Here is a 20,531-nt window from a genome sequence, read left to right as displayed (position 1 = left end):
GACATGTGTGGCATCGCGGGTACGTACCGATGGCCGGACGGGAAGGCCGTGACCGCCCGGCTCACCGACACCCTCGCCCACCGCGGCCCCGACGGGTCCGGCGGCTACGGCCACCCCGCCGGTGACGGCGAGGTGCACCTCGGGCACCGCCGGCTGGCCGTCGTCGACCTCTCCGGGACCGGCGCCCAGCCGATGCTCTCGGACGGCCTCGTCCTGACGTACAACGGCGAGTTGTACAACGCGCCGGAGCTGCGGGGCGAACTGGCCGCCGCCGGCGTGCGCTTCCGCGGCACCTCCGACACCGAGGTGCTTCTCGAAGCCTGGCGGCGCTGGGGCACGGACTGCCTTCCCCGGTTGCGCGGCATGTTCGCGTTCGGGATCTTCGACGAGCGCACCGGCGACCTGGTGCTCGCCCGCGACCAGCTCGGCATCAAGCCGCTGTTCCTGCTCCGCCGCGGTACGGGCCTGGTGTTCGCCTCCGAGCTGAAGGCGCTCGCGGCCGTGACCGGCGGATCGCTCCAGGTGGACCCCGCCGCGCTGGTGGCCTCGCTGCTGTACTACTGGGTGCCGGACTCGCGCTGCGCCTTCCGCGAGGCGGAGAAGCTGCCGCCGGGAAGCTGGCTCCGCTGCCGGCCCGACGGCCGCGTGGAGCGCGGCAGGTTCTGGCATCTGAAGGACGTCGCCGCCGAGGGGCGGGAGCGGGCCCGCAGCGGCGAGCGCCCCGACCTGGCCGCCATCGTCGAGGAGTCCACCCGGCGGCACCTGCTCTCCGACGTGCCCGTGGCGACCTTCCTCTCCGGCGGCCTCGACTCCAGCTACCTGACGGCGCTGGCGGCCCGCCACCGGCCCGGGATCTCCGCGTACACGATCGGGTTCCGCCCCGAGGACGCCAGGTTCGAGGCGATGCCGGACGACCTGCGCCACGCCCGGCGGGTGGCCGGGGAGTTCGGCGTCGAGCTGCACGAGATCGAGATCGCCCCGCAGGTACGCGACCTGCTGCCGCGGATGACGTACCACCTCGACGAGCCGATCGGCGATCCCGCCGCGATCAACACCTTCCTGATCTGCTCGGCCGCCCGGGACGCCGGGGTCAAGGTGATGCTCTCGGGGATGGGCGCCGACGAGTTGTTCGCCGGCTACCGCAAGCACCTCGCCAACCTGCTGGCGCTGCGCTACCAGCGCGTCCCGCGCCCGCTGCGGCGCGGGGTGTCCGCGGCCGTCGGCCGGCTGCCGGTCGCCACGGCCCGGCGGGGGTTCCGGTCGGTGCGCTTCGCGAAGCGGTTCCTGTCCTTCGCCGAGCTGCCGGAGGAGACCGCGTTCCGGCGCAGCTACACCATGTACGACCGGGACGAACTGCTCGCCCTCATCGACCCGGACCTGGCCGGGACCGTCGAGGACGTGCTCACCGAGCACGCGGACGTCTACCGGGACAACGACCTCGACGACTTCGTCAACCGGATGTGCCTGGGCGACGCCCGGATGTTCCTGCCGGGCCTGAACCTCGCGTACACGGACCGCTCCAGCATGGCCGCCTCGACCGAGGTGCGGGTGCCGTACGTGGACGTGGACGTGGTCAGGGCGGCGTTCACCGTGCCGGGCGACCGCAAGATCGTCGGGCGGCAGGGCAAGGCCGTGCTGAAGGAGGCGGCCGTTCCGGTCCTGCCCCGGGAGATCGTGTACCGGCCCAAGGGCCTGTTCAGCGCGCCGCTGCGGGCCTGGATGAGCCGGGACCTGGCACCGCTGGTGCGCGAGGTGGTGCACGACGGCGTGCTCGTCCGCTCCGGGTTCCTGCGCCGCGACGCGCTGGCGCGGCTCGTCGCCGAGGACGCCGCCGGGCGGCGGGATTTCTCCAAGCATCTGTGGCACGTGCTGACCCTCGAGTACTGGTATCGCGGCGCGACCTCTGGGGAGTTCGGGTGAAACAGGTAGTTCAGAACTACAAGAGCGGTGAGCTGGCGCTGCTGGACGTGCCGGCGCCCGGATGCGGACCGGGCGGGGTGCTGGTGCGGAGCGCGTACTCGCTGATCTCCACCGGGACCGAGCTGATGAAGGTCTCCGAGGCCGGCATGTCGATGCTGGGCAAGGCCCGCTCCCGGCCGGACCAGGTGGCCAAGGTCGTGCAGAGCGTGGCCACCAACGGGGTGCCCGCCACCTACCGCAAGGTGATGGGCAAGCTGGACTCCTACACGCCGCTGGGCTACTCGCTGTGCGGGGTGGTCGAGGAGGTCGGCGCCGGGATCGACGACGTGAAGACCGGCGACCTCGTGGCCTGCGCCGGCAACGAGCACGCACTCCACGCCGAGCTGAACTGGGTGCCGAAGAACCTCTACGCGCCGGTCCCGGACGGACTCGCGCCGCGGTCCGCGGCCTTCGGCACGGTCGGGTCGATCGCGCTGCAGGGCGTCCGCCGCGGCGAGCCGCAGCTCGGCGACGTGGCGCTGGTCGTCGGCCTCGGCCTGATCGGGCAGTTGGTGGTGCAGCTCCTGGCCGCCTCCGGCGTGCGCGTCGTCGGAGCCGATCCCGACCCCGGGCGCTGCGCGCTCGCCGTGCGCCTGGGCGCCGTGGACTGCGGCGAGCCCGCCTCCGCGGCCCTGGAGGCCGCCGTCGCCGAGCTGACCGGCGGCCACGGCGTCGACCAGGTGTACCTGGCCGCCGGCGGCGGCAGCAACGAGCCCGTCGAACTGGCCGCGCGGCTGAGCCGGGACCGCGGCAGGGTCGTCGATATCGGCAAGTGCCGCCTGGACCTGCCGTGGAACGCGTACTACGAGAAGGAGCTGGACGTCCGCTTCTCCCGCTCGTACGGGCCCGGGCGTTACGACCCGGCGTACGAGCTGGAGGGGCGGGACTACCCGATCGGCTACGTGCGCTGGACCGAGCGCCGCAATCTGGCCTGCTTCCTCGATCTCCTCGCCCGCGGCCGCGTCGACGTGGAGCCCCTGGTCTCCCACACGGCCGACTTCGCCGACGCCGTCGCGACGTACCGGCGGCTGAAGGAGGGCGACCTCAAGGCCGTGGCCGTGCTGTTCCGCTACCCCCGGCAGACCGGGGAGACGGAACCGCCGGCGGTGGCCGTGCCCGCGGTGGAGCCGGTACGTACCGGCGTGGTGCGCGCCCCGGTCCGGTCGGCCAAGGCACCGGTGCGGGTGGCGTTCGTCGGCGCCGGCACGTACGCGACGTCGATGCTCCTGCCGCACCTCTCGCCCCTCGACGGCGTCGAGCTGGGCACGGTCGTCACCACCACGGCGCTGTCCGCGGCCAACGCGCGGCGGAAGTTCGGCTTCGCCCAGGCGACCACGGATCTCGACGCCGTGCTCGGCGACCCGTCCGTGGACGCGGTGTTCGTGGTCACCCGGCACAGCTCGCACGCCGAGCTGACCCGCAGGGCGCTGCTGGCCGGCAAGGCGGTGTTCGTGGAAAAGCCCCTGGCCCTCACCGAGGACGAACTGGCCGGGGTGCTCGCGGCGGTGGCGGAGTCGGGCAACGACCGGCTCCAGGTGGGCTTCAACCGCCGGTTCGCGCCGCTGCTCCGGGAGGCCGGGAAGCAGTTCGGCGCCAGAAGGGGCCCGGCGAGCCTCCGCTACCTGGTCAACGCGGGCCGGCTGGAGAACGGAAGCTGGTACCTCCGCCAGGACACCGAGGGCACGCGGTTCACCGGCGAGGGCGGGCACTTCGTCGACACGGCGAGCTGGCTGCTGGGCGCCGATCCGGTCTCGGTGTACGCCGCCGGCCCGCCCGGTGGCGAACACCTCCAGGTCGTGCTCCGCTACCCGGACGCCTCCACCGCCACCCTCTCCTACGCCACCACAGGCCCGCCCGGTTTCCCCAAGGAGACCCTGGACCTGGTCGCGGACGGCAAGGTGCTGCGGCTCGACGACTTCGTCCGCGCCGCCGTGTACGACGGCCGCCGCAGGCGCTGGGTCGGCTCGCGGCTGCCGAGGGCCCGGGACAAGGGCCAGCGCGCCGAACTGGACGCGTTCCTCACGGCGGTACGGACCGGAGGGCCGATGCCGGTGCCGCTCCAGTCGCTCGTCGCCACCACGGCGGCCACCCTCGCCGTGCGGACCGCTCTGGCCGGCGGCGCCCCGGTGACGTTGGCGAGGCCGCGATGACCATGAGCGCGGGCTGGTACCTGCGCCGGCTGTCCCGGATGGGGCCAAGGGAGGTCGGCGGCCGGGTGGGCGACGGGTTACGCAGACGGCGCTGGCGGTCGGCACCGCCGGACTGCCCGGAGGTGACCGGGGCGCGGTTCACCGCGGTGCTGCCGGCCGGGACCCTCGACGCGGTGCCGCCGGACGCCGCGAAACGCCTCGTCGCGGAGGCGGACCGGCTGATGGACGGGCACGGCGGGTACTTCGGAGTGGCCCGCGACGATCTGGTGGAGCCCGACTGGTCGTACGACCCGAAGACCGGGCGCAGGGCCGTGCCCCGATACGCCTTCGACGTGCCGTACCGCGACGAGGACGAGGTCGGGGACGTCAAGCAGCTCTGGGAGCTGTCCCGGCACCAGTACCTGACCGTGCTCGCCGCCGCCTGCGCCCTCACCGGCGACGACCGGTACGCGACGCGGGTCGCCGCGCACCTGCGGTCGTGGTGGGCGGCCAACCCGCCGCTGGTCGGCGTGCACTGGACCAGCGGCATCGAGCTGGGCATCCGGCTGCTGTCCTGGGTGTGGATACGCCGGCTGCTCGACGGCTGGCCGGGCGCGGCCGGGCTCTTCGAGGAGAACCCGGTGGCGCGGCGCCAGATCTGGTACCACCAGCGCTGGCTGGCCGCCTTCCCCAGCCGGGGTTCCTCGGCGAACAACCACGTCATCGCCGAGGCCGCCGGACAGTTCGCCGCCGCCTGCGCGTTCGGCTGGTTCCCCTCCTCGGCGCGCTGGCGGACGAGCGCACGCACGTCGCTGGCGCGGCATCTGCGCGGCAACACCTTCGACTCCGGCCTCAACCGGGAGCTGGCCACCGAGTACCACGGGCTGGTGCTGGAACTCGGCCTGGCCGCGGTGGCCGAGGGGGATGCCGCGGGCGTGCCCGTGCCCGCGTCGGTGAGGCAGGTGCTCCTGCGGATGACCGACGCGCTCGCGGCCGTCGTGGACAGCCGGCTGCGGCCGCCGCGCCAGGGGGACGCCGACGACGGGCACGGCCTGGTCGTGGACGGAGCGGGCACCGACCGCTGGGCCTCGCTGCTGACCACCGGGGACGCCGTCTTCGGCCGGCTCGCCTGGTGGCCGGCGGTGCCCGCGGCCGACGTACGGACCCCGCTGCTCGCCGCCCTCCTCCGGCCGTACGCGGCGAAGGCCGCCGGTCCGGCCCCGGCCCGCCCGGCAAGCAGGCCCGGCCACTTCGCCGACGCGGGGCTCACCATCCTGCGCGGCCCCGGCGAGATCTGGTGCCGCTGCGACGGCGGCCCGCACGGCTTCCTCTCCATCGCCGCGCACGCCCACGCCGACGCGCTCTCCGTCGAGGTGCGGCACGACGGGGTCGACGTGCTCGCCGACCCGGGGACGTTCTGCTACCACGGGCAGCCCGAGTGGCGGCAGTACTTCCGGTCGACCCTGGCCCACAACACCCTGCGGCTGGACGGCGCCGACCAGTCCGTCTCCGGCGGCCCGTTCCTGTGGACCCGGCACGCCCGCAGCCGCGTCCTGGCCGCGGACACCACCGGGGCGGACGTGGCCCACTGGTGCGCCGAGCACCACGGCTACCGCCGGTCCGTACACCGCCGCCGGGTCGAGCTGACCGCCGCGAGCAGGGAGTTGCGCGTCGTCGACGAAGTGCGCGGGCCGCGCCGGGCCGTGCACCTGGCGTTCCACCTCGGCCCGGCGATCGCCGCGGACCTGGTGGGGAGCCGGGCCGTGCTCACCTGGACCCGGGACGGCCAGGACCGCTCCGCGGTGCTCGACCTGCCCGGACGGCTGCGCTGGCGGGTGCATCGCGGCGAGAGCGACCCGCCGCTGGGCTGGTACTCCGCCGGCTTCGGGCGCAAGGAACCCGCCATCACGCTCGTCGGCTCCGGCACCACCGACGGCGCGGCCCCGGCGGGGGAGTTCACCACCGTACTCGGATTCCGCGGCTAGGGAGGAAGCGTGGTGATCAAGCGGCGGGCCGGGGCGTGGCCGGCGGCGCTGCTGGCGCTGGCCCTGTCGGCGACCGGCTGTGAGGACGAGGCGGACGCCCGGAAGGAACCGGGCGCCGTGCCGTCCGCGACAACGGTGGCCCGGGTGTGCGCCGAGCCCGTGACCGGTCCCGCGAAGCCGCCGGCGGGCGCGGTGACCGTCGACCCCGCGGTGGTCGGCGACCTGGCGGAGAAGACGCGGAAGAGCCCGCCGGACACCACGTTCTGGCTGCGGCCGGGCAAGCACCGGCTCGAGCCGGACCGCTACGCCCAGGTCGTCCCCAAGGAGGGCAACAGCTATCTCGGCGCGCCCGGCGCCGTGCTCGACGGCCGGAAGACCAACCAGTACGCGTTCGGCGGTACGGCCCCCGACGTCACCATCCGCCACCTGACCGTGCAGCGTTTCGTCGCGCCGCACAACGAGGGCGTGGTCAACCACGACTCGGCCGACGGGTGGGTGATCGAGCACGCGCGGATCCAGGACAACGCGGGCGCCGGGCTGATGGCCGGGGCCGGCCAGCAGGTCCGCGGCAGTTGCCTGCGCGACAACGGCCAGTACGGCATGAACGCCTACCAGGCCGGCGACTCCCTCCGCGACCTGGTGGTCGAAGGGAACGAGATCACCGGCAACAACACCGACGACTGGGAGCGGCGCAGGCCGGGCTGCGGCTGCACCGGAGGGGTCAAGTTCTGGGCCGTGGACGGCGCCGACATCCGCGGCAACTGGGTCCACGACAACCGCGGAACCGGGTTGTGGGCGGACAACAACAACAACGACTTCCGCGTCGAGGACAACGTGCTCGAAGCCAACGACGGTGCCGCGCTGATGTACGAGACCAGCTACAACGCCGTCATCCGCGACAACACGATCCGGCGGAACAACTGGGTCGAGGGCCGCGCGTCCGCCGACCGCGGCGACGACTTCCCGTACGCGACGATCTACGTCTCCGAGTCCGGCGGCGAGCCACGGATCCCGGCCCGTACCGACAAGATCGAGATCTACCGGAACGTGCTGGAGGACAACTGGTCCGGGATCACCCTGTGGGAGAACGCCGACCGGTTCTGCAACAGCCCGGCCAACACCTCGACCGGCGAATGCACCCTGCTGGTGCCGGACACCGACCGCTGCGAACGGCCGGCGATCACCAGCGCACCGCTCTACGACGACTGCCGGTGGAAGACCCAGCGGGTGGACATCCATGACAACCGCTTCGTGCTGGACACCTCCGTCGTCATGTGCACGGTGGAATGCGGGCGCATGGCGGTCCTGGCCAACTACGGCACGTACCCGGACTGGTCGCCCTACAAGGGCGAGCGGGTGGCCGAGGCGATCACCGGCGGCCAGCGCAACCGCTGGCACCACAACACCTACCGCGGACCGTGGAGCTTCGTGGCCCGGGACCAGAGCAGGGTGCTCGACGTCTCGCAGTGGCAGAGCATCCCGTACGCCCAGGACAAGGGCAGCACCTTCGCCCCGCGGGCCGGTGGCTGAGATGAGCGGGGACACGGCGCACGGCGTGCCGCCCGGCGGACCGGACACGACGGGCCCGCCGCCCGCCGCCGCACCGGGTACCGCCGGCACCCCGCGGACCGTCGGGATCGTCTGGGGGCTGCTGGGCCTCAACACGCTCGGCTCCGCCGGGGCGCAGACCATCGTCCCGCTGCCCCGCTCCCTCATCCAGATGGTCACCATGGGCGCGCTGGTCGCGGCGTTCGCGCTGGCGCTGGCGGTCAACCTCCGGCTGCGCATCAGGCCCAGCGCCTTCGTCTTCCTGCTCACCCTGCTGCTGGTGCCGAGCGTGATCTCCAGCGTGAACCTGGAGTCGGGGTTCGGGGCGCTCTTCCGGTGCACCCGGCTGGCCCTCTTCGTCGGCACGCTCTGGCTGCTCACCCGCTGGTGGGACGGCGGTCTCGCGTTCGTCCGGAGCCACATCCGGATGTACTACGCGGTGCTCGGGTCGGTCGCCGCCGGGCTGGCCGTCTCGCCGGGGACGGCCATGCCGGAGCTGTACGGCGGCCGGCTGGTCGGCGCGTTGTGGCCGCTCACGCCGCCGCAGATCGGACAGTACGCCGCGGTGATCACGGGACTGACCGTGCTGCTCCTGCTGGGCCGGCACACCACCGGGGCGAGCGCGGCCGTGGTCATCGTGCCCGCGCTCGTCCTGCTCGCGCTCAGCCACACCCGCACGGCGACCGTCGGCCTGCTCCTCGGGCTGGCGCTGGCGATCGGCTCGCTCATCCTGACCAGCGCCCCCGCCCGCCGGTTCTTCGCCTGGGCGGTGCTCTGCGCCGCGGTGGCCGCGGTGTGGTTCGCCCCCATGGTGCGGGCGTGGTTCCTGCGCGGGCAGAGCCGGGAGAACTTCTCCAGCCTCACCGGCCGGGCCAAGGTCTGGGACGCGCTGCTGGCGGCACCCCGGACGACCTCGGAGCGCCTGTTCGGTGTGGGTCTCGGCGACAAGTCGTACGACGGGCTGCCGATCGACAACAGCTGGCTCGCCGTCTACCACGAGCAGGGGCTCACCGGCGCCGCCCTCGTGGCGGCGCTCCTCGTCGTGCTGGGCGGCGTCGCGCTGCTGCGGCCGCCGTCGGTGCCACGGGCCTGCGCGATCTTCCTCATCGCCTACTGCGCGATCTCGTCGTACACCGAGGCCGGTCTCGGCGACGCCTCGCCGTACCTGCTGCATCTGGCCGTCGCCGCCTCGCTGCTGGCCGCGCCCGCGCCGGCCGCGCCGCCGGCTGTGCCCGCGGCCGCCCGGCGACGTGTCCCGCGCTGGGCCAGGGATCGGAGATGACCTGACATGCATGTCTTCGTGGTGCACAACCGCTACGTCTCGGCGCAGCCGAGCGGCGAGAACCGGGTGGTCGACCAGGAGGTGGGGCTGCTGCGCGCGGGCGGTCACCGGGTCGAGGTGTTCGAACGGCGCAGCGACGACATCGCCGCCCGGTCCCTGCTGGGCAAGGCCGCGGTGCCGCTGCTGGTGCCGTGGAACCCGGCGGTCCGCGCGGAGCTGGCCGCCCGGCTGCGTACCGAGCGGCCGGACGTGGTGCACGTCCACAACGTCTTCCCGCTGCTGTCGCCCGCGGTGCTGGCCGCCTGCGCCGACGCCGGCGTGCCCGCCGTCGCCACACTCCACAACTACATGCAGATCTGCCCGCCCGGCACCCTCCGGCGCGACGGCCGGCAGTGCACCGAGTGCGTCGGATCCGCGCCGCTGCCCGCCGTCCGGCACGGCTGCTACCGCAACTCCCGGCTGGCCACGGTGCCGCTCGCGGTCAGCCTGTCGGTCAACCGGCGCCGGTGGTGGTCCGGCGTGGCGCGGTTCTTCTGCATCTCCGCGGCGCAGCGCGACGTCCTGGTGCGCTCCGGCATGCCGCCCGAGCGGCTGGCGGTGAAGCACAACTTCGTACCCGACCCGGGCGTCCGCCGGGCGGGGGCAGGCGAGCATCTGCTCTTCCTCGGCCGGCTCGCCGAGGCCAAGGGCGTGCGGCTCCTCATGACGGCGTGGGACGAGATCGCCGCCGGCGGCGGCGTGGGCGTGCCGCTCGTGCTCGCCGGCGCGGGGCCGCTGGCGCCCGACGTGACCGCCTGGGCGGCGGGCCGGGACGACGTGCGGTTCGTCGGCCTGTACGACCCGGAGGAGTGCAGGCACGCCGTCGCGCGGGCGGTCGCCGTGGTGGCTCCCTCGATGGCCCTGGAGACGTTCGGCCTGGTGGTCGTGGAGGCGATGGCGGCCGGGGTCCCGGCGGTCGCCGCCGGGCACGCCGCGTTCGTCGAACTCGTCGAGGACGGGGTGACCGGCCTGCTGCACCGCCCGGGCGACCCCGCCTCGCTCGCGTCCTGCCTGCGCCGGATCACCGCGGACCCGGCCCGCGGCCGGGAGATGGGCCGGGCGGCCCGGCGCCGGTACGAGCGGGGCTTCAGCCCGGCGGTCGGGCTGGAGCGCCTGGTGGAGGAGTACGGCACCGCGATCGCGGGCCGGTCAGCGCTGACTCGTGGCGGGGACACCCGCCCCGGCAGGGGGGATGGGGACAGTAGATGACACGATGCCGACTCTGCGGCTCGGAAGCGATGGAGAGCGTCGTCGATCTCGGGGCGACACCACCGTGCGAGAGCTTCCTCGCCGCGGACCGACTCGACCTGCCGGAGCCGGCGTACCCGCTGCACCTGCGGGTCTGCACCGACTGCTGGCTGGCGCAGATTCCGCCGCTGATCACGCCCGAGGAGACGTTCGAGGAGTACGCGTACTTCTCCTCGTACTCGACCTCCTGGGTGGAGCACGCGCGTACGTTCGTCGCCGGCGCCGTCCGGCGGCTCGGTCTCGGCGCGGAGGGCCGCGACGCCTTCGTGGTCGAGGTCGCGAGCAACGACGGGTACCTGCTGAAGCACGTGGTGGACCGCGGCATCCGCTGCCTGGGCATCGAGCCGTCGGTGAACGTCGGCGCCGCGGCGCGGGAGGCCGGCGTGCCCACGCTCACGGCGTTCCTCGATCCCGCCACGGGTGCCGCCGTCCGCGCCGAGCACGGCCCGGCCGACCTGGTCACGGCCAACAACGTGTACGCGCACATCCCCGACGTCGTCGGGTTCACCCGGGGGCTGCGCTCCCTGGTCGCCGACGACGGCTGGGTCACCCTCGAGGTGCAGCATCTGCTCACCCTCATCGAGCAGAACCAGTACGACACGATCTACCACGAGCACTTCCAGTACTACACGGTCGCGTCCGCGATCCGGGCGCTGGCCGGCGGCGGACTCGCGCTCGTGGACGTCGAGTTGCTGCCCACGCACGGCGGCTCGCTGCGGCTGTGGGCCCGCCCCGTCGAGGCGGCCGGCGAGCCGACCCGCCGGGTGGCCGACGTCCTGGCCCGGGAGAAGGCCGCCGGGCTGCAGGAACTCTCCGGGTACACCGACTTCTCCGCCCGGGTGGCCAAGGTCCGCCGGGACCTGCTGCGATTCCTCATCGACGCGGCGGAGCGCGGTGAGACGGTGATCGGCTACGGGGCCCCCGGCAAGGGCAACACCCTGCTCAACCACTGCGGCATCCGGCCCGACCTGCTCCCGTACACGGTCGACCGCAATCCCTACAAACACGGCAGGTTCACCCCCGGCACCCGCATCCCCATCCTGCCGCCCGACCGGATCGCCGCCGACAGGCCGGACTACGTGCTCGTCCTCCCGTGGAACCTGCGGACGGAGCTGACGGAGCAACTGTCCTTCGTGGGGTCCTGGGGCGGCCGGCTGGTCTTTCCCATCCCGGAACTGAGCGTTGTCGAGGTCAAGTCATGAAGGTCGTACTCTTCTGCGGCGGCTACGGGCTGCGTATGCGCAGCGGCGCCGCCGACGACATGCCCAAGCCGATGGCGATGGTCGGCCCCCGCCCGCTGATCTGGCACGTCATGCGCTACTACGCGCACTTCGGGCACACGGAGTTCATCCTCTGCCTCGGCTACGGGGCGCACCACATCAAGGACTTCTTCCTCCACTACGAGGAGACGACGTCCAACGACTTCGTGCTGCGCAACGGGCGGACGGAGCTGCTCTCCACCGACATCGCCTCCTGGACGATCACCTTCGCGCAGACCGGCATCGAGTCGCCCATCGGGGAGCGGCTGCGCCGGGTGCGCCACCACCTCGACGGCGACGAGATGTTCCTCGCCAACTACGCCGACGTGCTCACCGACGCCCCGCTGCCGGAGATGATCGACACGTTCTCCCGGCGCGACGCCGGTGCGTCGATGCTGGTGGTGCCGCCGCAGTCCTCGTTCCACTGCGTGGACCTGGCCGAGGACGGCCTGGTCGGCGGCATCACCGCGGTGAGCGAACTGCCGCTGTGGGAGAACGGCGGCTACTTCGTACTCCGCCAGGAGATCTTCGACCACATCCCGGAGAACGGCGACCTGGTCGCGGACGGCTGCGCCCGGCTGGCCAAGCGCGGCCGGCTGGTGGCGCACAGGCACCGCGGCTTCTGGAAACCGACCGACACCGTGAAGGAGCGGGCCGCCCTCGACGCCGCCTACGCCCGCGGCGACCGCTCGTGGGCCGTGTGGGAACGGGACGACGCCGGCGCGGCAGGCACGGTCGGCAGCGTCGGCTCCGGCGCGTGGACCGCGTGATCCGGCTCGGGACCGGGCCCGTGGACCGGATCGTCGCCCTGGGCGCGCACTGCGACGACATCGCCATCGGCGCGGGCGGCACCCTGCTGACGATGTGCCAGGCGCGACCGGGTCTCCGCGTCGACGCCCTGGTGCTCACCGGCGGCGGCAGCGAACGGGAGCAGGAGGAGCGGGCCGCGCTCGCCGCCTTCTGCCCGGGCGCCGACCTGCGTCCGGTCGTGCACGGGCTGCCGGACGGCCGGCTGCCCGCGCACTGGGCGGAGGCCAAGGCCGCGGTGGAGGAACTCCGCGGCCGGACCGAGCCCGAGGTGGTGCTCGCCCCGCGCACCGACGACGCGCACCAGGACCACCGCGGCCTGGCGAAGCTGGTCACCACCGCGTTCCGCGACCACCTCGTGCTCGGCTACGAGATCGTCAAGTGGGACGGCGACCTCGGCCGCCCGGCCGCGTACCAGCCGCTGCCGCCCGAGACCGCCGAGCGCAAAGTGCGGCTGCTACAGGAGCACTACCCCTCGCAGCGGCACCGCCCCTGGTACGACCGGGAAGCCTTCCTCGGCCTCGCGCGGATCCGCGGCATCGAATGCCACGCGCGCTACGCCGAGGCGTTCGCCGTCACCAAACTCACTCTCAACCTGGGGGGTTGAACCGTGCGCGTACTGCTCACCGGGCACCAGGGATATCTGGGCACCGTCATGGCACCGGCGCTCCGCGCCGCCGGGCACGAGGTCGTCGGTCTCGACGCCGGGCTCTTCGCCGACTGCGTGCTGGGCCCGCCGCCCGCCGACCCCCCGGGCCGCCGGGTGGACCTGCGCGACGTCACCGCCGGGCACGTGGCCGGGGTGGACGCCGTGATCCATCTGGCCGCGCTCTCCAACGACCCGCTCGGATCGCTGGCGCCGGAGCTTACCTACGACATCAACCACCACGCCTCCGTACGACTCGCGCGGCTGGCCCGCGACGCCGGAGTGCGGCGCTTCCTCTACGCCTCGACCTGCTCGGTCTACGGCGCCGCGGGCGGCGGCGGACTGGTCGCCGAGGACGCGCCGCTGCGCCCCGTGACCCCGTACGCGGAGTCCAAGGTGCGGGTGGAGGACGACCTGCACGCGCTGGCCGACGGCGACTTCAGCCCGGTGTACATGCGCAACGCCACCGCCTTCGGTTATTCGCCCCGGCTGCGCGCCGACATCGTGCTGAACAACCTCGTGGGGCACGCGCTGCTGTCCGGAGAGGTGCGGGTGCTCTCCGACGGCACCCCCTGGCGCCCGCTGGTGCACGCGGCCGACATCGCGCGGGCGTTCACGGCCGCGCTGACCGCGCCCCGGGAGGCGGTACACGACCGGGCGTTCAACATCGGCAGCGAGACCAACAACGTCACCGTCGCCGAGATCGCCGAGCAGGTCGCCGCGGCGGTCTCCGGCTCGCGGGTGGTGATCACGGGCGAGACCGGCGCCGACCCGCGCTCGTACCGGGTGGACTTCTCCCGGTTCCGCGCCGCCGTACCCGGCTTCGCGTGCGAGTGGACGGTCAAGCAGGGGGCGCTCGAACTCGCCGACGCCTACCGCACGCACGGGCTCACCCGGGAGGACTTCGAGCGGCGCTTCACCCGGCTCGCCGTGCTGCGCGAGGCGTCCGCCGCCGGGGCCGTGGACGACACCCTGCGGTGGCGCGGGTGACCGCGGCAGGCGCGGGCGAGGCGATGTACGCGCTGGTGGAGCGGCTGTACCCGCTCTGCCGGAGCATCACGGGCGACGGCGTGCGGGCGACCCTGGGGATCGTCGGCGAGTACGTCCCGCTGCGGGTGCACGAGGTGCCGACGGGCACCCGGGTGCTCGACTGGACGGTGCCGCAGGAGTGGAACGTCCGGGACGCCTACGTCGCCGACGCCGCGGGCCGCCGGGTCGTCGACTTCGCCGCGTCGAACCTGCACGTGCTCGGCTACAGCGTGCCGGTGTCGGCGACCCTCCCGCTGGCCGAACTCCGCGCCCACCTGCACACCCTGCCGGACCAGCCGTCCCTGGTGCCGTACCGCACCAGTTACTACGAGCCGCAGTGGGGATTCTGCCTCGCCCAGGACACCCTGGACGCGCTGCCGGACGGCGAGTACGAGGTGCGTATCGACTCCACGCTCGCCGACGGCCACCTCACGTACGCCGAGCACGTGGTCCCCGGGCAGGTCGCCGACGAGGTGATCGTCTCCTGCCACGTCTGCCACCCGTCGCTGGCCAACGACAACCTGGCCGGCATCGCCGTGGCGACGTTCCTGGCCCGCGCGCTGGGGGAGGGGACGCCGTACTACACCTACCGGTTCCTGTACGCGCCCGGCACCATCGGGGCGATCACCTGGCTGGCCCGCAACGCGGAGCGGGTGGGGCGCGTCAAGCACGGCCTCGTGCTGGCCTGCGCCGGCGACCGGGGTCCGCTGACGTACAAGCAGAGCAGACGCGGCGACGCGGAGATCGACCGGGTGCTGCGGCACGTGCTGGCCGCGTCCGGACGCCCCCACCGCGTCACCGAGTTCACCCCGTACGGCTACGACGAGCGGCAGTTCTGCTCGCCCGGCTTCGACCTCGGTGTCGGCTCGCTCACCCGGACCCCGTACGCCGGCTATCCCGAATACCACACCTCGGCGGACGACCTGGACCTCGTCTCCCCGGAGGCGATGGCGGACACCCTCGCCGTCTGCCGCGAAGCCCTCGGCGTGCTGGACCGCAACCGGCGGTACCTCAACCTCAGCCCGTACGGCGAACCGCAGTTGGGCCGGCGCGGGCTCTACGACTCGCTCGGCGGCCGCAGCGACGCGCGGCAGGCCCAGATGGCGATGCTCTGGGTGCTCAGCCTCTCCGACGGCGAGCACAGTCTGCTGGACGTCGCCGGGCGCTCCGGACTGCACTTCGACACCGTCGCCGCCGCGGCCCGCGCGCTGGAGGGCGCGGGGCTGATCAAGGCGTGACGGCGATGACCACCGGGGAGGAGCGGACACCGGCGACGGCCGGACGCGGCGGAGACGTCCGGTCGCACGCCCGGCGGGCCCTGGCCGGCCGGCTGTCCTGGGGACTGGCCGACCAGGCGGCCTCCAGCGCGTCCAACTTCCTGGTGGGGATGTACGTGGCGCGCTCGCTCGGGCCGGCCGCGTTCGGCGTGTTCAGCCTGGCCTGGGTGACGTACGGCGTGGTGCTCGGCGTCTCCCGCGGGCTGGCCACCGATCCGCTCGTGGTGCGCTTCAGCGGTGCGATGGACCCCTCCTGGCGCGAGGCGACGGCGCGGGCGTCCGGCACCGCGCTCGGTGCCGGTGCCGCCCTCGGCGTGCCGTGCCTGGTGGGCGGGCTGGCCGCCGGCGGCGAGGTGGGCACCGCCTTCGCCTGCCTCGGCGTCGTGCTGCCGGGCCTGCTGCTCCAGGACGCCTGGCGGTTCGCGTTCTTCGCCGCCGGCACCGGGCGGAAGGCGTTCGTCAACGACGTCGTCTGGGGCGTCGGGTGCGTCCCGGCCCTGGTGGTGGCGGCCCGCGCGGGCGGCGTCGCCGGCTTCGTGCTCGCCTGGGGCGGCTCGGCCGCGGTGGCGGCGGCGTACGGCTGCCTCCAGTCCGGCATCCGGCCCCGCCCCGCCGGGGCGCGTGCCTGGCTGCGCGACCACCGCGACCTGGGCTACCGGTACCTCGTCGAGAACGTGGGCGTCAGCGGCGCGGCCCAACTGCGGATGTACGGGCTCGGCGCGATCGTCGGGGTCGGCGCGGTGGGTGTGGTGAGAGGCGCCGAACTCCTCCTCGGCCCGTTCCTGGCGGTGCTGATGGGGCTGTCGCTCGTCACCGTCGCGGAGGCGGCGCGGGTGCTGCGGCAGGCGCCGCACCGGCTGGCCCGGTTCTGTCTCCTGCTCGGCGCCGGACAGGCCGCCGCCGCGCTGCTCTGGGGCGGGGCGCTGCTGCTGGTCCCCGACCACCTCGGCGAACACGTCCTCGGCACGGTCTGGTACCCGGCCTCCGAGCTGATCGTCCCGGCCGCTCTCGGCGTCGCCGGCGCGGGACTCGGCGCCGGCGCGGCGGCCGGGCTGCGCGCGCTCGCCGCGGCCCGGCGCAGCCTGCGCTGCCAGATGTTCGCCTCCGCCTGCTACGCCGGCGGCGGGCTCGGCGGGGCGGCCGCGGCCGGTGCGGTCGGCTCGGCCTGGGGCGTCGCCGCCGCAACCGTCAGCGGCTCGGCCGTGTGGTGGCTGCAGCTCCGCTCCGCCCTGCGCGAACGCCGCCGCGACCCGATCCCCGAAGTGAGGACACCATGACCACCCGACCCCGGCTGAGCATCGGCCTGCCCGTCTACAACGGCGAGGAATACCTCGCCGAAGCGCTCGACGCCCTGCTCGGCCAGACCTACGAGGACTTCGAACTGGTCGTCTCCGACAACGCCTCGACCGACGGCACCCGGGACATCTGCCGCCGGTACGCGGCGCGGGACTCGCGCATCCGCTACCTGCGGCTGCCCCGGAACATCGGCGCCGCGCCGAACCACAACCACGTGTTCACCGAATGCCGCGGCGAGCTGTTCAAGTGGGCCTCCCACGACGACCTGTACGCCCGGGACCTGCTGCGCCGCTGCGTGGCGGCACTGGACGAACGTCCCGACGTGATCCTGGCGCACGCCGACCAGGCGGTCGTCGACGGCGCCGGCCAGGTGAAGGTCCCGTACGAGTACACCCTCGCCACCGCCTCGCCGCACCCGCCGGAGCGCTTCCGCAGCATGCTGTTCGAGCCCGGCGGCGACGACTTCTACGGGGTGATGCGCGCCGACGTGCTGCGCCGGGTGAAGCCGCACGGCAGTTACCACCACGCGGACCGCACGTTCGTCGCCGAGATCGGCCTGCACGGGCCCTTCCACCAGGTGCCGGAGCTGCTGTACTTCCGCCGCGACCACCCCGGCCGCGCCGAGCGGGCGAACCCGTCCAAGCGCTCCCGCTGCGTCAACCTGGACCCGCGCAGGGCGGGCCCGCTGCACCCGACGCCCCGGCTGCTCGCCGAGTACGTCTGGGGCTTCACCGCGGCGATCAGGAGGGCGCCGCTCTCCCCGGCCGACCGGCGCGCGTGCTACCGCCACCTGGCCGCCTGGCTGGCCAGCCGGGCCCGGCCCGGTGCCGGCGAACGGGTCGAGGACCGTGCGCCGGTCGACCCGGCCCGGCTCACCGTCTCCGTCGACGCCCTCGTCGCCGGCCGGGAGGGGAGGCAGGGGTGACAGAGGTACGCGTCGGGGTCTTCGGCCTGCTCGGCTCCGGAAACTCCGGCAACGACGGATCGCTGGAGGCCGTGCTCCGCTACCTCCGCGGCGCGCACCCGGAGGCGGTCGTGGACGCGCTCTGCGGCGGCCCCGAGGCCGTCACGGCCCGGTACGGGATCCCCGCGAGGCGGCTGCACTGGTACCGCGGCGAGTACCGGACCGCGTCCGGCGCCCGCGCCCTCGCGAGCAAGGGGCTCGGCAAGCTCGTCGACGCCGTCCGCACCGCCGCCTGGGTGCGCGGGCACGACGTGGTGATCGTGCCGGGCATGGGCGTTCTGGAGGCCACCCTGCCGCTACGGCCGTGGGGCTTCCCGTACTCGCTCTTCCTGCTCTGCGCGAGCGGCCGGCTGCTCGGCACCAAGGTCGCACTCGTCGGAGTCGGCGCCGCCCCGATCCGGGACCGGCCGACGCGGGCCCTGGTGCGCTGGTCGGCGAAGCTCGCCGCCTACCGCTCGTACCGGGACGGCTTGTCCCGCGACGCCATGCGGGCGACCGGTGTGGACACCACCCGCGACGACGTCCACCCGGACCTCGCGTTCGCCCTGCCGACACCTCCCGCCGGCACGCCGTCGGGCACGGTCTGCGTCGGCGTGATGGACTTCCACGGCGGCAATGACGACCGCCCGCGGGCCGGGGAGATCCACCGGCGCTACGTCGACGGCATGACCCGGTTCGTCCGCACCCTCGCCGAGGAGGGCAGGCCGGTCCGCCTGCTCACCGGCGACGCCTGCGACAGGACGGTGGTCGCCGCCATTCTCGACGCGGTCGGCCTCCCGCTGGTCACCGCCGCGGAAACGACGTCGCTCGCCGGTCTGATGAAGGAGGCGGCGGCCGCCGACACCGTGGTGGCGACCCGCTACCACAACCTGGTCTGCGCACTGAAAGCCGGCACGCCCACGCTCGCCCTCAGCTACGCGGCGAAGAGCGACGCGCTGATGGACCGGATGGGGCTCGGCGCGTACTGCCACCCGGCGCGCGAGATCGACGCCGACCGGCTGCTCGAACAGTTCCGGGAGGTGGAGAAGCGCTCGGCCGAGCTGCGCCGGACCCTCGGCGAGCGGAACCGGGACGCGGCCAGGCAACTTCGCGACCAGTTCACCGTGTTCACCTCGGCCCTCTTCCCGGCGGCCGACCGAGCCCACGCCCCCGCCACCAGGAAGGCCCCATGAAAGCGACCGAAGTCCCGGAGATCGCCGGCGCGTTCCTCTTCGAGCCCACGCCGTACGCCGACGAGCGCGGCTTCTTCTGCCGTACCTTCGACGCCGACGTGATCCGGTCGGTGGGCCTCGACCCGCACGCCTTCGTCCAGGACAGCGTGTCCCGTTCGGCCCGGGGCGTGCTGCGCGGCCTGCACCTGCGCTCCGGCGCCGGCGAGGCCAAGCTGGTGCGCTGCTCGTACGGGAGGATCTTCGACGCCGTCGTCGATCTGAGGCCGGACTCGCCGACCTACCTGGGCCGGGGCTTCTTCGAGTTGTCCGGCGAGACCCAGGCGAGCCTGTACGTTCCCGCGGGGTGCGCGCACGGCTTCCAGGCGCTGTCCGCGGTCGCCGACACCGCGTACCGGATCGACCGGCCGCACGATCCGGCCGAGGACGTGACGATCGCCTTCGACGACCCGGAACTCGCCATCCCCTGGCCGCTGCCGGCGACGTCGATGTCCCGGCGCGACCGGGAGGCGCCGAGCCTCGCCGCGGTCCTGAACCGGCGGGGGAGGTGAGGCCGGCGTGGAGACCGCAGAGACCGGCGAACCCTTCCTGCCCCGGTCACGGCAGGCCAACGAGCGGCTGCACGCCGTGATCCCCGGCGGCGCGCACACGTACGCCAAGGGCGACGACCAGTACCCCGAGAGCCTGGCCCCGGTCATCTCCCACGGCAGCGGCGCGCACGTCTGGGACGTCGACGGCAACCGCTACCTCGAATACGGCTCCGGCCTGCGCTCGGTCAGCCTCGGCCACGCCCACCCGCGGGTGCTCGAAGCGGTGCGGCGGGAACTCGGCCGCGGCAGCAACTTCGTCCGGCCGTCCCTCGTGGAGGCGGAGGCCGCGGAGCGCTTCCTGGCCACGGTGCCGACCGCCGAGATGGTCAAGTTCGCGAAGAACGGCTCCGACGCCACCACCGCCGCCGTGCGCCTCGCCCGCGCCGTCACCGGGCGCCCGCGGGTGGCCGTCTGCGCCGACCACCCGTTCTTCTCCGTCGACGACTGGTTCATCGCCACCACTCCGATGTCCGCGGGCATCCCCGCGGCGACCGCGGAGCTCACCGTGGCGTTCCCGTACGGGGACCTCGCCGCGACCGAGGCACTGCTCACCCGGTACGAGGACGAGGTCGCCTGCCTGATCCTCGAACCGGCCGGCCCTACGGAACCGCCGCCCGGCTACCTCGCGGGCCTGCGGGACCTGGCCGACCGGCACGGCTGCGTGCTGGTCTTCGACGAGATGATCACCGGCTTCCGCTGGTCCGAGGCGGGCGCCCAGGGCCTGTACGGCGTCGTCCCCGACCTCTCCACCTTCGGCAAGGCGCTGGGCAACGGATTCGCCGTCTCCGCGCTGGCCGGGCGCCGCGAGCTGATGGAGCGCGGCGGGCTGCGGCACCCGGAGGACCGGGTGTTCCTGCTCTCCACGACGCACGGGGCGGAAACGCACTCGCTGGCCGCCGCGATGGCCGTGCAGACCACCTACGCCGAGGAGGGTGTGACGGCGCAACTGCACGCCCTCGGCGAGCGGCTGGCCGCCGGGGTCCGCGCCGCGGCGGGCGGGGCGGGCGTCGGCGACCACCTCGTCGTCCGGGGCCGGGCCAGCAATCTGGTCTTCGCCACCCTCGACGAGAACCGGCGGCCGTCGCAGCGATACCGCACGTTGTTCCTGCGCCGGCTCCTCGAAGGCGGGGTGCTCGCCCCGTCGTTCGTGGTGAGCAGCGCGCTCACGGACGCGGACGTCGATCGCACGGTGGACGTGGTCGCCGAGGCGTGCGCGGTGTACCGGAAGGCGCTGGACGCCGGCGACCCCGGCCCCTGGCTGGGCGGGCGACCGGTACGGCCCGTGTTCCGCCGCCGGGCGTGAC

16 protein-coding genes are annotated in these 20,531 nt (G+C 73.9%); all 16 read left to right on the top strand.

Annotated features, from left to right (window positions below; genetic code table 11):
* Positions 1–3 precede the first annotated feature (3 nt).
* From asnB to DMB38_RS04340, 16 genes are read left to right on the top strand one after another with little or no spacing between them, the layout of a single operon-like run.
* Entirely contained in the window at positions 4–1,920 is a 1,917-nt protein-coding gene (gene asnB, locus DMB38_RS04415) for an asparagine synthase (glutamine-hydrolyzing) (protein ID WP_125934036.1), read from the top strand.
* Positions 1,917–4,109 carry a bi-domain-containing oxidoreductase gene (locus DMB38_RS04410; protein WP_125934035.1) on the top strand — a complete coding sequence of 731 codons (2,193 nt, stop codon included), beginning with the start codon at positions 1,917–1,919 and terminating at the stop codon, positions 4,107–4,109. The genes asnB and DMB38_RS04410 overlap by 4 nt, the downstream gene beginning before the upstream one ends.
* Positions 4,106–6,073 carry an alginate lyase family protein gene (locus DMB38_RS04405; protein ID WP_125934034.1) on the top strand — a complete coding sequence of 656 codons (1,968 nt, stop codon included), beginning with the start codon at positions 4,106–4,108 and terminating at the stop codon, positions 6,071–6,073. The genes DMB38_RS04410 and DMB38_RS04405 overlap by 4 nt, the downstream gene beginning before the upstream one ends.
* A gap of 12 nt (positions 6,074–6,085) precedes the next feature.
* Complete coding sequence (locus DMB38_RS04400; protein WP_125938806.1) at positions 6,086–7,603, top strand: right-handed parallel beta-helix repeat-containing protein; 1,518 nt, start codon at positions 6,086–6,088, stop codon at positions 7,601–7,603.
* A gap of 1 nt (position 7,604) precedes the next feature.
* Positions 7,605–8,903, top strand: coding sequence for an O-antigen ligase domain-containing protein (locus DMB38_RS04395; protein WP_206337638.1), 1,299 nt, complete (start codon positions 7,605–7,607; stop codon positions 8,901–8,903).
* A 6-nt stretch (positions 8,904–8,909) separates the two neighbouring features.
* A complete protein-coding gene (locus DMB38_RS04390) occupies positions 8,910–10,151 on the top strand; it encodes a glycosyltransferase (protein WP_125934032.1) in 1,242 nt (413 codons plus the stop codon).
* Entirely contained in the window at positions 10,148–11,392 is a 1,245-nt protein-coding gene (locus tag DMB38_RS04385) for a class I SAM-dependent methyltransferase (RefSeq protein WP_125934031.1), read from the top strand. The genes DMB38_RS04390 and DMB38_RS04385 overlap by 4 nt, the downstream gene beginning before the upstream one ends.
* Entirely contained in the window at positions 11,389–12,219 is an 831-nt protein-coding gene (locus tag DMB38_RS04380; RefSeq protein ID WP_125934030.1) for a glucose-1-phosphate cytidylyltransferase, read from the top strand. The genes DMB38_RS04385 and DMB38_RS04380 overlap by 4 nt, the downstream gene beginning before the upstream one ends.
* Positions 12,216–12,863 carry a PIG-L deacetylase family protein gene (locus DMB38_RS04375; protein WP_125938805.1) on the top strand — a complete coding sequence of 216 codons (648 nt, stop codon included), beginning with the start codon at positions 12,216–12,218 and terminating at the stop codon, positions 12,861–12,863. Before DMB38_RS04380 ends, DMB38_RS04375 begins: the two co-directional genes overlap by 4 nt.
* A gap of 3 nt (positions 12,864–12,866) precedes the next feature.
* Positions 12,867–13,892, top strand: coding sequence for an SDR family oxidoreductase (locus DMB38_RS04370; RefSeq protein WP_125934029.1), 1,026 nt, complete (start codon positions 12,867–12,869; stop codon positions 13,890–13,892).
* Positions 13,880–15,169 carry a DUF4910 domain-containing protein gene (locus DMB38_RS04365; RefSeq protein ID WP_125934028.1) on the top strand — a complete coding sequence of 430 codons (1,290 nt, stop codon included), beginning with the start codon at positions 13,880–13,882 and terminating at the stop codon, positions 15,167–15,169. The genes DMB38_RS04370 and DMB38_RS04365 overlap by 13 nt, the downstream gene beginning before the upstream one ends.
* 5 nt (positions 15,170–15,174) lie before the next feature.
* The gene (locus DMB38_RS04360) at positions 15,175–16,485 is read left to right on the top strand and encodes a hypothetical protein (RefSeq protein ID WP_125934027.1); all 1,311 of its coding nucleotides are present in this window, start codon (positions 15,175–15,177) and stop codon (positions 16,483–16,485) included.
* A complete protein-coding gene (locus DMB38_RS04355; protein ID WP_125934026.1) occupies positions 16,482–17,429 on the top strand; it encodes a glycosyltransferase family 2 protein in 948 nt (315 codons plus the stop codon). Before DMB38_RS04360 ends, DMB38_RS04355 begins: the two co-directional genes overlap by 4 nt.
* The gene (locus DMB38_RS04350) at positions 17,426–18,640 is read left to right on the top strand and encodes a polysaccharide pyruvyl transferase family protein (RefSeq protein WP_125934025.1); all 1,215 of its coding nucleotides are present in this window, start codon (positions 17,426–17,428) and stop codon (positions 18,638–18,640) included. The genes DMB38_RS04355 and DMB38_RS04350 overlap by 4 nt, the downstream gene beginning before the upstream one ends.
* Positions 18,637–19,188, top strand: coding sequence for a dTDP-4-dehydrorhamnose 3,5-epimerase (gene rfbC, locus DMB38_RS04345; protein ID WP_125934024.1), 552 nt, complete (start codon positions 18,637–18,639; stop codon positions 19,186–19,188). The genes DMB38_RS04350 and rfbC overlap by 4 nt, the downstream gene beginning before the upstream one ends.
* A gap of 7 nt (positions 19,189–19,195) precedes the next feature.
* Positions 19,196–20,530, top strand: a complete 1,335-nt coding sequence (locus tag DMB38_RS04340; protein ID WP_125934023.1) for a glutamate-1-semialdehyde 2,1-aminomutase — start codon at positions 19,196–19,198, stop codon at positions 20,528–20,530.
* The last annotated feature ends 1 nt before the right edge of the window (position 20,531 follow it).

Source organism: Streptomyces sp. WAC 06738 (genome assembly GCF_003945505.1).
Lineage (GTDB): Bacteria > Actinomycetota > Actinomycetes > Streptomycetales > Streptomycetaceae > Streptomyces.
Note: the sequence above shows the minus strand (reverse complement) of the source record. Positions and strands in the feature narration are given on the sequence as shown.